The sequence below is a fragment of the Paraburkholderia edwinii genome, assembly GCF_019428685.1.
GTDB lineage: Bacteria > Pseudomonadota > Gammaproteobacteria > Burkholderiales > Burkholderiaceae > Paraburkholderia > Paraburkholderia edwinii.
Genome location: NZ_CP080095.1, coordinates 2,956,639 through 2,970,643 on the forward strand (window position 1 = coordinate 2,956,639; position 14,005 = coordinate 2,970,643).

The 14,005-nt window shown below is 63.3% G+C and carries 13 protein-coding genes; 6 read left to right on the forward strand and 7 right to left on the reverse strand.

The features are described 5' to 3' along the window. Positions 1-33: 33 nt before the first annotated feature. The 3 genes from KZJ38_RS13065 to KZJ38_RS13075 all read right to left on the reverse strand — a co-directional run bounded on the left by KZJ38_RS13065 (position 34) and on the right by KZJ38_RS13075 (position 3,195). Positions 34-894: a YhfC family intramembrane metalloprotease gene (locus KZJ38_RS13065; protein ID WP_219796296.1), complete on the reverse strand. Its 861-nt coding sequence runs from the start codon at positions 892-894 to the stop codon at positions 34-36. Between the two features lie 280 nt (positions 895-1,174). Continuing rightward, complete coding sequence (locus KZJ38_RS13070; protein ID WP_219796297.1) at positions 1,175-2,143, reverse strand: 2-hydroxyacid dehydrogenase; 969 nt, start codon at positions 2,141-2,143, stop codon at positions 1,175-1,177. Positions 2,144-2,310: 167 nt separating this feature from the next. After that, positions 2,311-3,195, reverse strand: coding sequence for a LysR family transcriptional regulator (locus KZJ38_RS13075; RefSeq protein WP_219796298.1), 885 nt, complete (start codon positions 3,193-3,195; stop codon positions 2,311-2,313). A 127-nt stretch (positions 3,196-3,322) separates the two neighbouring features. Here KZJ38_RS13075 and KZJ38_RS13080 point away from each other — a divergent pair, with 127 nt between their 5' ends. From KZJ38_RS13080 to KZJ38_RS13105, 6 genes are all read left to right on the forward strand, one after another. Then, complete coding sequence (locus KZJ38_RS13080; protein ID WP_219796299.1) at positions 3,323-4,450, forward strand: YeiH family protein; 1,128 nt, start codon at positions 3,323-3,325, stop codon at positions 4,448-4,450. A 214-nt stretch (positions 4,451-4,664) separates the two neighbouring features. Beyond that, a complete protein-coding gene (locus tag KZJ38_RS13085) occupies positions 4,665-5,402 on the forward strand; it encodes a glutathione S-transferase (RefSeq protein ID WP_219796300.1) in 738 nt (245 codons plus the stop codon). Between the two features lie 261 nt (positions 5,403-5,663). Further along, positions 5,664-7,397, forward strand: coding sequence for a ClcB-like voltage-gated chloride channel protein (locus KZJ38_RS13090; protein WP_219800315.1), 1,734 nt, complete (start codon positions 5,664-5,666; stop codon positions 7,395-7,397). A 226-nt stretch (positions 7,398-7,623) separates the two neighbouring features. Beyond that, a complete protein-coding gene (locus KZJ38_RS13095) occupies positions 7,624-8,961 on the forward strand; it encodes a C45 family autoproteolytic acyltransferase/hydrolase (RefSeq protein WP_219796301.1) in 1,338 nt (445 codons plus the stop codon). Positions 8,962-9,332: 371 nt separating this feature from the next. After that, positions 9,333-9,584, forward strand: coding sequence for a hypothetical protein (locus KZJ38_RS13100; RefSeq protein WP_219796302.1), 252 nt, complete (start codon positions 9,333-9,335; stop codon positions 9,582-9,584). Positions 9,585-9,681: 97 nt separating this feature from the next. After that, positions 9,682-9,921, forward strand: a complete 240-nt coding sequence (locus tag KZJ38_RS13105) for a DUF2795 domain-containing protein (protein WP_219796303.1) — start codon at positions 9,682-9,684, stop codon at positions 9,919-9,921. Positions 9,922-9,954: 33 nt separating this feature from the next. Here the strand turns inward: KZJ38_RS13105 and KZJ38_RS13110 are convergent, their stop codons facing one another. From KZJ38_RS13110 to KZJ38_RS13125, 4 genes are all read right to left on the reverse strand, one after another. Then, a complete protein-coding gene (locus tag KZJ38_RS13110; protein ID WP_219796304.1) occupies positions 9,955-10,626 on the reverse strand; it encodes a hypothetical protein in 672 nt (223 codons plus the stop codon). Between the two features lie 115 nt (positions 10,627-10,741). Next, positions 10,742-11,920 (reverse strand): hypothetical protein, encoded by a 1,179-nt coding sequence (locus tag KZJ38_RS13115; RefSeq protein ID WP_219796305.1) that lies wholly within the window; start codon positions 11,918-11,920, stop codon positions 10,742-10,744. 178 nt (positions 11,921-12,098) lie between these two features. Then, positions 12,099-12,845, reverse strand: a complete 747-nt coding sequence (locus KZJ38_RS13120; RefSeq protein ID WP_219796306.1) for a hypothetical protein — start codon at positions 12,843-12,845, stop codon at positions 12,099-12,101. A 250-nt stretch (positions 12,846-13,095) separates the two neighbouring features. Further along, the gene (locus KZJ38_RS13125; protein WP_219796307.1) at positions 13,096-13,908 is read right to left on the reverse strand and encodes a hypothetical protein; all 813 of its coding nucleotides are present in this window, start codon (positions 13,906-13,908) and stop codon (positions 13,096-13,098) included. Positions 13,909-14,005 lie beyond the last annotated feature (97 nt).

Genomic DNA, 14,005 nt, shown 5'->3' on the forward strand with positions numbered 1-14,005 from the left:
CGCTGTCTGCATCTTCGCGCCGCGCGCGCTACGCTAGCCTTTGCGTGTCGCTTGCAGCGCCTGCGCGTCGCGGCGAAACACGCGCACGAGTGCGATGGCGACCGGCACCGCAAGCAGCACGTAAATCGTATCGACGACCACGAGCGACAGCGCCTGTGTCTGCGACAACGCGGCCGGTACTTCGAGCAGCGCATGCACGGCGATCGCAAACGGCAGCACCGCGACCGAACCGCGACGTACGCCGCGCCACATCAGCAACGAGAGACCAAGCTGAAACACGAGCGCCGCGCCGCGCTCGATCATGAACACACCGGCCGCAGCCGGCGTCAGACTCACGACGAGCAGATGGATGCGCATCAGCGTATCGAGCGGCAGGCCCGACAGCGCGCTGCCGAGCCGCCCGGTATCTTCGAGCCACGCGAACACGATCCACTGAATCTGCAGGATCACGCCGGTGAACCACAGTTCAGCGCCGCCGTGGCCGAGGCCGTACGCAAGCGCGTTCGGCTCGCGCGACGGCGAAGCTGCCGCTTCGGCGCTCTCCTTTCTCGACGCGCGCCTGAACAGCCAGCGCATCCCGATGTACCGCCCGACTTCCTGGCAAATGCCGATCGACAGCACGCCGACGATCACAAAGACCGTCGGGTTCTGAAGCCATCCGGCAACGGTCGGGTTCACTCTCAGCATCAGGTCGTTGACGCCACGCTCGATCAGCATTGCAAACAGCGCGAACACGCCGATACCGAGGATCGCGGCGCGCCGGTCGAGTTCGAGCGGTTTGCGCAGCCGCATATAGAGGATGATCGGCAGCGCGGCCATGAAAAGCGTCGCGGCAATCAGGCAAGCGAGCGTAAATGGCGCGACGGGCGATGCAACGGACGGTGCAGCGGGCATGAGCTTCCTTACGAAAATCGGAAATCGGGATCGGGAATCGCAGTTCAGCGGCCTCGCGGGCAGGCCCGCGAGGCCGGGCGGCGCGCTCAGGTTGCCTTCGGTTGCCTTCGGTCGCCTTCAGGTAACCTCGGGTCGCGCGCCGCAGCCCGAATGATCGCAGATCAGCGCAAAGTCGACGCGCGTTCGAGCAATTCCCCTTGACTCTGATCCGCGCAGCAGACAGGAAGCAAACCGGCAAGGCGACGCCACGCGGCACCCGCACGGCACCCGCCCGGCAAGCTCAACCGCGCAGCACCTCGCGGTTGACGATATTGCGCGCGAGCGTGCCGTTGAGCGCGCCGATCAGATTCTCGGCCGCGCAGCGTGCCATCGCGTGCCGGGTTTCATGTGTGGCCGAGCCAATATGCGGCAGCGCGACCACGTTGCGCATCGTCAGCAGCGGCGAATCTGCGGCGATCGGCTCCTGTTCGAATACGTCGAGGCCGGCCGCGAGGATAGTCCCCGCTTGCAGCGCATCGATCAACGCCGCTTCGTCGACGACCGGGCCGCGCGCCGCGTTGATCAGGATCGCGGTCTTCTTCATCGCCTTGAGCTGCGGCGCACCGATCAGATGGCGCGTCTCGTTCGACAACGGCACTTGCAGACAGACGAAGTCCGCCTGTTCGAGCAGCGCATTCAGCTCGACGCGGCGCGCGCCATATTGCCGTTCCGCCTCGGGGTTCGCCGAGCGGTTCGCGTACAGCACGTTCATATTGAAGCCGAGTGCCGCGCGGCGTGCGACCGCGCCGCCGATGCGCCCGAGCCCGACAATGCCGAGCGTCTTGCCATGCACGTCGACGCCGAACTGCTCGGGCCCGACGCCTTGCGACCACTTGCCGGCGCCGACCCAGCCGGCGAGTTCGACGACGCGGCGCGCGGCCGCGAGCATCAGCGCGAACACGGTGTCAGCCGTCGATTCGGTCAGTACGTCAGGCGTGTGCGTCAGCACGATGCCGCGCCGTGTGAGGTCGGCAACATCGAAGGCGTCGTAGCCGACGGAAATTGTCGATAACGCCTTCAGGCGCGACGCGCCGTCGATCATCGCGGGCGTGATCTGCACCGTCGAGCCGATTGCGCCGTCCGCGTCCTTGAGCGCGGCGACGAACGCATCGTGCTTCGATGCATCGACTTCGATCACCTCGGCCTGCTCGCGCAGCCAGGCGAACACATCTTCGGGCAACGGCTTGTAGACGACGATCCTGCTTTTCATCGATGAATTCCTGACAGTGGGATGACGAGCCGGGCGGTCATCGACCCCGCTCAAAAACACATAAGGATGCCGCAGGCGAGCTCATCGCGCCATGCACGCGGGCGACAACGGTATACGAATACGAACCGGCGAACGCGGACGCACCGGCCGGCATCGGCTCACGCCGGTCAGCCTTCTGCGAGGCACATCTCGAGAAACCGCCCGACGAGCCGCGACGGCGCGCTCGCATGCGGCACGAGAATCGACAGGCGGCGCGTCAGTTGCGGCGAAAACGAACAGCGGCACAGCGCATCGTCCTCATGACGCATCGACATCGCGGAGACGAAGCCAATGCCCATTTCCGCGCGCACCGCTTCCTTCACGCCTTCGACGCTCGCGATTTCGAGCACCACGCGCACCGGCAACCCGGCGTCGGCAAACGCGCGCTCGACCAGTTGCCGCACGCCGGAGCCCTCCTCGCGTAAAACCAGCGGCTCGGCACTCAGCCGCGCGAGCGACACGCCCTGCTCGCAGTGATTCGCCGCGAGCGGATGCGTGCGCGGCATGATCGCGACGATCTCGTCCTCGCGCCACGGATGGACCGCCGTATCGGGCGGCAGATCCGGCCCGACAACGCCTTCGATCAGCGCAATATCGAGCGCCCCCAACCCGCCGACGATGTCCGACGTGTTGCCGCCCGCGGTATGCAGCGTCACATCGGGATAGCGCCGCCGGAACGCGGCGATCAGATAGGGCAACAGGTAGCTCGCGGGCGTGGTGCTTGCGCCGATGCGCAGCGTGCCGCGCTCCATGCCGCGCAGCGCGTCGCGGTACGCATGCGCCTGGCGCCAGGTGTCGCGCAAACGCGCCGCATAGCTCGCGAGCTGCTCGCCGGCAGGCGTCAGACGCACGCCGCGCCCGTCGCGCAAATACAGCGGCTCGCCGAATTCGTCCTGCAACTGACGCAACTGGCCCGACACCGCCGGCTGCGATAGATGGAGCGCCACCGACGCGCGGCTGATGTTGCGGTGCTCGGCGACCGCGGCAAACGTTATAAGCTGATCGGGGGTCATGGGGAATGAAATATCGGCTGTGTCAATATATTACGTCACAAATCACGATTTCTCATATCGATATATTCAATTTAGGATTGGGCCGTGGCTGAAACGCTCAGCACCTACTTATCGAGCCCAATCCATCATGTCCACTGTCAATCTTCACGCCGCTCCGGCCGCCGCGCCCTCCACGCGCGGACAGTTGAACGGCATCCTGTTCGTCGCCCTTTTCGCCGCCGCCGTGACGAGCGTCGCATCGCTGCCAGCCATCGCCGGGCTGGGCCTGAGTCCGCTGATCGTCGGCATCGTCGCCGGTGCGATCTACGGCAACGTATTGCGCGACGGCATGCCCGCGAGTTGGGCGGACGGCGTCAATTTCTCGGCGCGCAAACTGCTGCGCATCGCGGTGGCGTTCTTCGGGCTGCGTGTGAGTCTGCAGGAGATCGCGCAAGTCGGCCTGCCCGGACTCGCGGAATCGGTGCTGATCGTCGTCAGCACGCTCGCGCTCGGCACGTGGGCCGGCATGAAGCTGATGAAGCTCGATCGCGACACCGCGCTGCTCACGGCGGCCGGCAGCGCGATCTGCGGCGCGGCGGCGGTGCTCGCATTCGAATCGACGCTCCAGTCAAAGCCGCACAAAAGCGCGATGGCGGTCGGCAGCGTCGTGCTGTTCGGCACGCTGTCGATGTTCCTCTACCCGGCGCTCGTGCGTGCCGGTTGGCTGCATCTCGATACGGTCGGCGCGGGCCTCTTTTTCGGCGGCACGATTCACGAGGTCGCGCAGGTAGTCGGCGCGGCGAGCAATGTGGGCCCCGAAGCGACGCATATCGCGACCATCGTCAAGATGACGCGCGTCATGCTGCTCGTGCCGGTGCTGCTCGCGGTCGGTGTGTGGATCAACCGGCCGGCGCGTAAAGATTCGACCAGCAACGCAGCCAGAAACGCGACTAAAGGCGTAACACAGGATCACGCGGCCGGCAGCGCGCATCGTCACGCGCCGCGCAAGCTCGCGGTGCCGTGGTTCGCGCTCGGCTTCCTGCTGTGCGTCGGCCTCAACTCCGTGCACGTGCTGCCGGACACGGCGACGCATACGCTGAACCTGCTCGACACCTTCGCGCTGACGATGGCAATGACCGCGCTGGGCATGGAAACGCGGATCGCGCAGATTCGTGAAGCCGGTCCGCGCGCACTGATGACAGGCCTCATTCTTTACGTGTGGTTATTCGCTGGAGGACTCGGCATCACATGGGCGGTACAGCGTCTGTTCGGCTAAACGCGCCGAGCCGGTTATGTCATCAAGCCTCGCCTCGCGCGAGGCTTTTGGCGTTCCAGCGCAGCGATGCGCGGCAAAGCGCGCGGCAGGACGAACGGCAAGCCTCGCCCCGACGCCCAGGTCCGCAACATGCGTCTCCCTGGCGGCATACTCGATGCTTGCGCGCCGCACCCGCGACACGCAACCCGGGACACCACCGAATGAGGACCGATCGATGACTTACGAGCTTTTTTACTGGGACGGTTTGCAAGGCCGCGGCGAATTCGTGCGGCTCGCACTCGAGGAAGCCGGCGCCGATTACGTCGAAGTGGCGCGCGGCAACGAACAGGACGGACTCGGCACCGGCGCGATGATGGCGGTCATGGGCAGCAAGTCCGAGCCCTATCCGCCGTTTGCGCCGCCATTCCTCAAGGACGGCGACCTGCTGATCTCGCAGACCGCGAACATCCTGTTCTATCTCGGTCCGCGGCACGGCCTCGCGCCCGGCGTCGACAGCCTGCGCTATGTGGTCAACGGCCTGCAGTTGACCATCTCCGACGTCGTCGCCGAAGCACACGACGCGCATCACCCGCTGTCGACCAACCTGTACTACGAAGAGCAGAAAGACGCGGCAAAGGTGCGCGCGCACGACTTTATCGACGAGCGGATTCCGAAGTTCATGGGCTATTTCGAGCGCGTGCTGAAGCAGAACCCGGCCGGCGACGCCTATCTCGTCGGCGACTCGCTCACTTATGTCGACCTGTCGATGTTCCAGCTGATCGACGGCCTTTACTACGCGTTTCCGCGCGCGATGAAGACGTTTCCGAAGCACTACCCGCGCCTGGCCGCCCTGCACGACGCAGTGCTCGAACGGCCACGCATCGCCGCCTACCTCGAGTCGGACCGTCGCATCGCGCATAACGAGTCGTGCATCTTCCGGCACTACCCGGAGCTCGACAAGGACACCCGTTAACTTTTAACTTTTGCTGCAGAACTGCAGATGACCCGAGCTTCGCACAACAACACGACGAACGAGACAACCCGAAACACACCGGCTGGCGTACCGGACGGCACCCGCGCGGACGGCACCCGCGCGGACGGCACCAGCGCGGACAGCACCGGCGCCGACGGCACCGGCGCGCCGCACGCGCGCGAACCGTCCGGCGAGGAGACCGCGCCGGCGCCGCACGATGCTATGCTTGCGCGCGACACCCACGAACCTGCCGCCTATTCCGTGCTCTCGTTCCTGCTGAGGCTGCGCACACGCGCCGCGCGACTGTTCCGGCTTTCGGACGCGCATACGATGCTCGTCTGGTCGGTCATCATCGGTGTCGCGGGCGCGCTCGCGACGGCCGCGTTTCGCGAGGGCATCTCGCTGCTGCAGCGGCTCTTTTCCGGCACCGAGGGCAGTTTTGTCGAAATGGCGCGCGGCCTGCCATGGACCACGCGCATCTGGCTGCCGGCCGCGGGCGGATTGATTGCCGGTGTGATGCTCGTGCTCGCGCGGCGCGGGCAGGACAAGAAGGCGAGCACCGACTATATGGAGGCCGTCGTGATCGGCGACGGCGTCGTGCCCGTGCAGGCGAGCCTCTGGCGCACCGTGTCCTCGCTGTTTTCGATTTCGAGCGGCGGCTCGATCGGCCGTGAAGGTCCGATGGTGCAACTCGCCGCGCTGTGCGCGTCGCTGATCGGCCGCGTCGTGCATTTCGATCCGCCGCGCCTGAGGCTGCTGGTCGCGTGCGGCGCGGCGGCCGGTATCACGTCCGCGTATAGCGCGCCGATCGCCGGCGCCTTTTTCGTCACCGAAATCGTGCTCGGCTCGATCGCGATGGAAAGCTTCGGGCCGGTCGTGATCTCGTCGGTGGTGGCAAACATCACAATGCGCGAGTTCGCCGGCTACCACGCGCCGTACGAAATGCCCGCGTTTCCGGCCATCACCGGCCCCGAGGTGCTGCTCTTCGTCGGGCTCGGCCTGCTGTGCGGCGCCGCTGCACCGCAATTCCTGCGGCTTATCGATGCGTCGAAATCCACCTTCAGGCGCATCAAGCTGCCGCTGCCCTTTCGGCTCGCGATCGGCGGGCTCGTGGTCGGCATCATTTCCGTCTGGACACCGGAGGTCTGGGGCAACGGCTATAGCGTCGTCAATTCGGTCCTGCACTCGCCGTGGACATGGACCGCGCTCGTCGCGGTGCTCGTGTTCAAGATCATCGCCACCGCGGCAACGGTCGGCTCCGGCGCGATCGGCGGCGTCTTCACGCCGACGCTCTTCGTCGGCGCGGTGCTCGGCGCGCTGTTCGGGCTCGGCATGCACGCGATCCTGCCGAACTATACGTCGCCGTATTTCGCCTACGCGATGGTCGGCATGGGCGCGTTTCTCGCCGGCGCGACGCAGGCGCCGCTGATGGCGATCATGCTGATCTTCGAGATGACCTTGAGCTACCAGGTCGTGCTGCCGCTCATGCTCTCGTGCGTGGTCTCCTATTTCGTCGCGCGGGCGATCGGCAATGCGTCGATGTACGACATCACGCTGCACCGCAATCGCGAGGAACAGGAACGCATGCGCTTGCGTTCCACGCAGATGCGCGAACTGATCCGCCCGCCGCAGACGGTCGTGCCGCCCACGGCCACGGTGCAGGACATGACGCGCGTGTTCCTCGAATATCCGGTCAAGTATCTGTACGTGACCGACGAAACCGGCTGTTTTCTCGGCGTGGTCGCGCTCAAGGACATCACGTCGGACCTGATCGAGCGGCGCGACACGTCGGCGCGCACCGCCGCTGATTATCTGCAGCCGCACTTCGACGTGCTGACGCCCGATATGTCGCTCGGCGTCGCACTGCAGCACTTCCTCGCGCATCAGGGCGAGCGGCTGCCCGTCATCGAAAGCGTTTCGCGGCCCAAGCTCACCGGTGTGGTCTACAAGTCGTCGCTGCTCGATGCATACTTCCGGATGAATCCGACGCGCTGACCGTACCGGCCGCGCAGCATCGCTGATACCAAACGTCACAACCTGCTGCGTGCAAAGCGCGGCAATTTCTCTAAAATAAAACGACCAGAAAGCGACCCGCCGGCTGCCCGCTGCAAGCCGCGCGTGCCGCGCTGCCGCACGACAGGACCACGTGCCGGCGCGCGCGCAGTGCGCCATGCTTCGCGTTCGGAAAGACGCGGCACCCTTCGACCGGGAGCGAGCGAACATGAGCGAACCGTCCATCGATGCCGTACGGCGCGATCACGCGGGCTGGATCTTCGTGCATATCGAAGGCGAACCGTACGACCGCGGCGAACAACACGGGCAATTGCTCGCGGCCGAAATCCGCAATGCCATCCACACCGCGCGCTACCTCGCCAAATGGGATACCGGCGAGGACTTCGATACTTTCGTCAATGCGGCCGTCACCCAGTTCGCGCCGCGCCTCGACAACGAATTCGCCGACGAAATCCAGGGCATCGCCGACGGCGCGAAGCTGCCGTTCGCCGAAGTACTCGCGTGGAACGGCTATATGGACCTGCTGCAAAGCTGGTGGCCGAGCTTCGCCGCGGCGCAGCATCCGCGCGCCGGTCTGAAGCCGTGGCGCGGGCGGCGCGGCCACCACTGCAGCGCTTTTATCGCGACCGGCGACGCGACGCGCGACGGCCGCATCGTGATGGCGCATAACTCGTGGGACCGCTACGCGGCCGGCGACGCGTTCAACGTGGTGTTCGATATCGTGCCCGACTCCGGGCATCGGATCCTGATGCAGGGGCTGCCCGGCTGCATCTCGAGCCTGACCGACTTCTGGATCACATCGGCGGGCCTGATGGTGACCGAGACGACGATCTCGAACTTCGCCGGCTACAACGCGGCCGGCGCGCCGGAGTTCTACCGCTCGCGGCACGCGACGCAGTACGCGAACAACATTCGCGAGTGGTGCGACATGTTCGCCGTCGCGAACAACGGCGGCTATGCGAACAGCTGGCTGCTTGGCGACATCAAGACCGGCGAGATCGCGCGCTATGAACTCGGGCTGCGCCACTCGGGCTTCGAAAGCACGAAGAACGGCTTCTATAGCGGCTACAACACGGCCTCGGATCTGAAGATTCGCAATCAGGAATGCGTCGGCGAAGGTGAAGACTATACGGACGTGCGCAAGAACGGCGCGCGGCGCCTGCGCTTCATGCAGCTCGCGGAAATGCACCACGGCCAGATCGATCTCGAACTCGCGAAGCAGATGATTGCCGATCATCACGACGTCTATCTAGATCGCGCCGACAACCCGTGCTCGCGCACGATCTGCGGACATCTCGAGCTCGACGACGCGCGCTTCGGCGGCTCCGATCATGGACCGTTCAATCCGTGGGGCGCGAACGACGGGAAAGTGGTCGACAGCGAAATGGCGCGCGATATGGCGTTTTTCGCGCGCTGGGGCCATCCGTGCGGACGCGCGTTCGACGCGCAAGCGTTTATGAAGCGTCACCCGCAGTGGAACTGGCTGAATGGGTATATGCGCGACCGGCCGTCGTGGCCGTGGACACGCTTCGAGATGTTGCGGTAGGCGCGAAGGCCCGTCATTGCGTCTGCTTATTGTGTCGGACCTTTGCGCCCGACCGGTTCGCACGCCCTGCTGCATCACAGCATATACGCCGTTATGAACGCGATTGGGCCGCGCGCGCCCCTGCTTCTCCCCTGGCCCACATTCTTTCGCCTGACTTACGATTTCGCATTCCCCCGCTCGTCTTGCCGCTAACCGAATGCCGACGCGGGTCTGCGCGTCGCCAAGGCGCTTGAAAAATTTACCATCTAAGATAGGCGTAACGGCGTTGCGCTGAAGCGTTGCGGCCATGTCAGGCAAGACGCGCCGTCGACGCGCGAATGGCATAACGTTTGCAAGAGTTGCTGCGCTGGCTTTGGAAAGGAGGTCGGGCGATGAAAACCTCGACACTGTTGACCATGGTAACGTTGTCCGCCTCGTGTTTTGCCGCGCCGGTTCACACCGCGCAAGACGCACTGACCGACATCGCCGCACAACGCATCAACGCCGCACCGGTCGCTCCGCCCGCGCCCGAGGTCGCGGCGCAGACGGATATCCGCCCTGACCGCTGGCAGCACATCACGCTGCCGAAATCGCGGCATCTCCAGCGTGGTTTTGCAGCACGCGACGAGCATTTGCAGACGTGACGGCGCGCCAGCGCATGCGCTCGACCGGATGCGTGGTTGCGGGCTTGGCTTGCGCGTAACTTGATTCACCCATCACTTCACCGCGAGGAACAGGCTCATGACCCGACCGGCGTCTCACGATGTGCCGCACGAATCGATCGACCTGCAAATCGCCGACGTGCTGCGCGCGGCGACTTATCCGGCCAATAAAGACGCACTTGTCGCCGCCGCTCGTGAGGCGGGAGCGAGCAATGAAGTGCTCGCCATGCTCGATGGCCTGCCCGAGCAGGACTACATCGATGTCGCGTCGGTGACGAAACTGATCGGCAGCAACTTCGGGCCGGGCATCGGAGCGTGAATTTTGGGACGTGATTCCGGGAATGTAATTCCGCTATAGCAGGCGTTCGAGACGATCGATTTCCTGCTTTTCGCGCACGAGTTCGCCTTCGAGGGTCGCCAGATCGAGTTCCAGCGTCGACACCGCCGTCGTGGCACGGACTTTCGCATGCCACGCATCGCTGTACTGCTTTTCAAGCGTCGAGCGGTGGTCGCCTGCCTTTTCTCTTTCATGAATGTCCGAGCGCTGCCGCAGCTTGTACCGTTCGTTATCCAGATCAATGGTGAGCTTATCCACGTCGTCGTATGTCGAGCGAGCCAGGTTCAATTCGCCTTTCTTTGTTTCCACCAGTCTCTTCTTCGCAAGCAGCGCTAATTTGGCTTCTTGCACCTTCTGCTGCGCGCGCGACCTATCGGGCTCCGTGGGCCGCTTGACGGAACCGTGTCTCATCGCGCGATAGGGCCCAGCCATGCTGCTTGCAACCGCCTGCGACGCAGCGGTCGTGACCGTATCCGCGGCGAACGCGCGAGGCTGTACGACATCGGCGCCAGGCTCCTGCAAACTCTTGAAAACTGTGTTCACGTGAATGCTGGACATGCAATCTTCTTCCCCAAAGAATGTGGTTGGCGCGCCAGCCTCAACCTCGCTGGCCGACGTTCGAGTAACCATTACAGCAACTCGAAGCATCGACGTGTGATATTCGGCCATCATTGATTCAACGCGCATCTCAACGATGCGCGCGTCAATGAACAGAAACGCATCCTGCGCAAAGTGTTGTCGTCGGCTGAGACCTTACGCGCATTGGCCCGCCACCACGATCATCGGGCGCGCGCGATCGCCGTTAGTGAAGTCCTGGATGTTCGCGTTCGATACCGGCGAGCTCGCGCTCGAGGTCGGCAAGTTCCCTATCGAGACTCCGGTGCTCATGCTCGAGCGCCCTCACCTGGGAATGAAGGTTTGATATCCTGGTTTCGGTTTGCGCAATGGAATCTGCAACGCGTCTATGGTCGTTTTCGACTTCCGTCAATCCGCGTTGATAGTCGAGTGCCTTTGCAGTCCATTTGCGATGCTCGTCCTCATTCTGCTGTTGATGGAATCGAAAAGTATCCACCGTCGATGCATCTTCAAATACCGAGTGCAGCCTTTGACCGGTGTTCCACAACTCGCCCACTCCGAATGGCAAGTCGGTGTTCGCCGACGATTGCGCCCTGTCATAGCGTTTCTGTGCATCCTCGGTATCCCGGCGTGACTGTTCACTCTTCAATTGATATTCCTGCGCCTGGCTCCTCGCGTCGTTCAGATCGTGGGTTATCCTGTCTTTTTTCCTTTCCAGCTCGGCCTTTTGCCTCCGTGCGTCGTTCACGTCAGCGTTAGCCCTGTCCAGTTCCTGCAGCTTTACCGCGTTATTTGAGCGGTTGGATTGCAGTGCGGACCGGGTCGCCTGCACGGACGCCTGCAGGTTCGCCTTGTCCGCCGCCGATCTGTGGCCTCCTTGCAGCCCTACGTCGCTTTGCAGAGTCCACCGTCCGTCTGCGTTCTGTTTAACAGGAATGCCAGGTTTGACGGGTTCATCGTGAACGATCAAGCGCCATGTCCCATTGGCTTCGCCTTGGTCTTTGCCGCGCGTTATGCCATACAAGTTCCCATTACTCTGCATGTACCGGCGGCCGCGTTCGTCGATTAAAATGCCGGGATTTTCCGTGTCGGACCGCAAATCGCCGTTTGGATGCGCGATATAACGGTCCGGCAAAACAGCACCTTGCGCATGCGTCGAGCCGGTACTCTGCGTGGTGGACATGCTGCGGACGTCATTACCGATTCGGTGGCCCGCATTGCCGGGTGATCGCGGCTTCGAGGCCGGGGCCGCCGCCCCCGGGGCTGTCTCGGGGGACGCCGTGGAGCCGGGACGTTGCTGCCCCGGCCGGTCGGGAACGCCATTTGGCGAGCCGGATTTTCCGGTGTTGCCTGCAGGCTCGCGATAAGTAGTACCGTGCACATCGCCGAAGTGAATGGTAAGCATAGGTATCCTTATACAGATCGGGTTGGCACGTCCGCCCCTTCGGGTGCAATGACGCGCGAGCAACCATTACAACAGCGAGTTGCCCATACCATGTGGTATGCGGGATCGACAGATTTTGTCTTCGACATCGGCATCGATGTCACGATGCGGACGTACAGACTCTCTCCCCGTCGACGCATCAGCCCCGCGGAAGCTTGCTGAGTTTGTTCTCCAGACGCCTGCACTCTTTCTCGTATCGCTCCACCGCCGTCCGGTAGGGCCAGGCCGCGAAAGTCTTCGCGTGATAGTCGTCGTTCGCTGCGCGCCACTGCCTTTGTATTTCGTCCCGGTGCGCCGGATCTCCCGCGAATCGCGCGCGCTCGTCTTCGAGACGCAGCAAGTGCGCGCGCATTGCATCGAGGTCGGCTACTGCAGACTGGTATTTCTGTTTTGCCTCGGCGAGTTCGGCTTTCGCCCTGTCGAGCCGGCTCTGCAGTTCACTCCGTTTCGTCATGGCCGCCACACGCTCGGCCGCCGATCCGCTCGCGCCGCCGTGGTGTGCGCGATAGCTGCTGCTCTCGCCCTCCGGCATGAGTTGTGCACGGTCCTGATCGTCCCTGGACGACTTGCCGTGCACGCCACCACCACCTCGCAGACGCAACACAGGTTCGTTCGCCGGCTGACTCGCGCGTTCATCCTTCACCCGCGGTTGTGTTTCGTCGATGCGATCGGTTCGACGGCTTAGTCCGGCAGTTGCATCGGTCGAGCGAGGATCAATATGGCCGATGCGATGCCCTGAAACTGCCGCCCCATAGGAGTGGGCTGTCGCGGAAATGTTGGGCGGACCATTAGATAAAGCCGCGTGCCGCATGTCGCCTGAAACGGCGTGCGGCGGTCCGGCATCCGGCACGTGCGTCGTACGCGGAAACGATTCGCTGATGTGCATGCCAGGCATAGATGACTCCTCCCGAAGACGAGGTTGAGTGCACAGTCAGACGCATTACATCAGCGAAGCAGAGGGGGATGTAGTACCGGGCCAAGGACGCACCGGCATTAAAAAAGCACGCCGTGTTTTCCTGCTGAAGGATGACGGGCTTTCGCGCACATTTGGGAAGTTGCGTTCCAGCACAAGGTCATGCCCGAAGATCGGGCAAGGAACGTCGACCGATGCGAGGCGGCGTATTGCTCGCCGGTCGCTATTGATTCGCGCGCTCACTTTCGAGGCGAGCGATCTCCTGTTTTGCAGCAGATATCACGAAGCTCATACCGTTCGCCTCGCGCATCCCACGCCGGATCTCCTCTTTCGCCGCTTCCATTTCCGAGCTGAGTCGCCCGACGTCCGCGGACTTTTCAGACCTTGCCTTTTCCAACTGCGGACTAAGCAAATTCACCTTCGCTTGACCACTGTTAACCAGATCAGTACCGCGCCTGAGTTTATCCTCTGCATCCTGCAATGCACGCTGCTGTCTGTCTATGCTCGATTGCAGGTCGAATTTTCTTTGGCCCCACCCGCCTGCGCCCCCTTTCTGCATCCCTCCCTTGAGACCCGTGTCGTCACGCGGACCAAAGCGCCCGTCCGGTTTACGTTCGATCGAAATGCCTGGCTTGGCGGGTTCACCGGGCATGACGACACGCAATGTTCCTTCGCCTTCGCTGCCGGACACGGCGTATAGATTTCCACCCATCGACACGTATCGCTGGTTCTTGCTATCCGTTAAAAAGCCGGGGTTCGTCGGGTCGGTCTGATACTCGCCATCCGGATGAGCGATGTAACGGTCCGGTACACCGGTAATATTCGCGCGCGACGCACTGGATGGGCCACGTCCTCCCGCGGTGGACGCCACCCCGGCTCTTTCAGGCCCGGCTGTGCCTTTCGACGACTGGTCATCCGAACCTCGCGGCACGCTCTCCGGCTTACTACTTCCTGCCGGCTCGTGGAAAGGCTCGATATGACCCGGGCTTGTCTCGACGTGAATCATCGGTCTACTAACGTGTGAAATGGTAGGCATGCAAACTCCTGTGCAGGGTCAAAGGTTGACATGTCCGCGCGACCGGGCAACCCGAACGCGCGGACATCCATTTCATCAGCTAGCCTCCGGTGCATGG

Coding starts and splice junctions, on each gene's coding strand:
- KZJ38_RS13065 (WP_219796296.1), bottom strand. CDS start 894: ATGCCCGCTGCACCGTCCGTTGCATCGCCCGTCGCGCCATTTACGCTC.
- KZJ38_RS13070 (WP_219796297.1), bottom strand. CDS start 2,143: ATGAAAAGCAGGATCGTCGTCTACAAGCCGTTGCCCGAAGATGTGTTC.
- KZJ38_RS13075 (WP_219796298.1), bottom strand. CDS start 3,195: ATGACCCCCGATCAGCTTATAACGTTTGCCGCGGTCGCCGAGCACCGC.
- KZJ38_RS13080 (WP_219796299.1), top strand. CDS start 3,323: ATGTCCACTGTCAATCTTCACGCCGCTCCGGCCGCCGCGCCCTCCACG.
- KZJ38_RS13085 (WP_219796300.1), top strand. CDS start 4,665: ATGACTTACGAGCTTTTTTACTGGGACGGTTTGCAAGGCCGCGGCGAA.
- KZJ38_RS13095 (WP_219796301.1), top strand. CDS start 7,624: ATGAGCGAACCGTCCATCGATGCCGTACGGCGCGATCACGCGGGCTGG.
- KZJ38_RS13100 (WP_219796302.1), top strand. CDS start 9,333: ATGAAAACCTCGACACTGTTGACCATGGTAACGTTGTCCGCCTCGTGT.
- KZJ38_RS13105 (WP_219796303.1), top strand. CDS start 9,682: ATGACCCGACCGGCGTCTCACGATGTGCCGCACGAATCGATCGACCTG.
- KZJ38_RS13110 (WP_219796304.1), bottom strand. CDS start 10,626: ATGCGCGTTGAATCAATGATGGCCGAATATCACACGTCGATGCTTCGA.
- KZJ38_RS13115 (WP_219796305.1), bottom strand. CDS start 11,920: ATGCTTACCATTCACTTCGGCGATGTGCACGGTACTACTTATCGCGAG.
- KZJ38_RS13120 (WP_219796306.1), bottom strand. CDS start 12,845: ATGCACATCAGCGAATCGTTTCCGCGTACGACGCACGTGCCGGATGCC.
- KZJ38_RS13125 (WP_219796307.1), bottom strand. CDS start 13,908: ATGCCTACCATTTCACACGTTAGTAGACCGATGATTCACGTCGAGACA.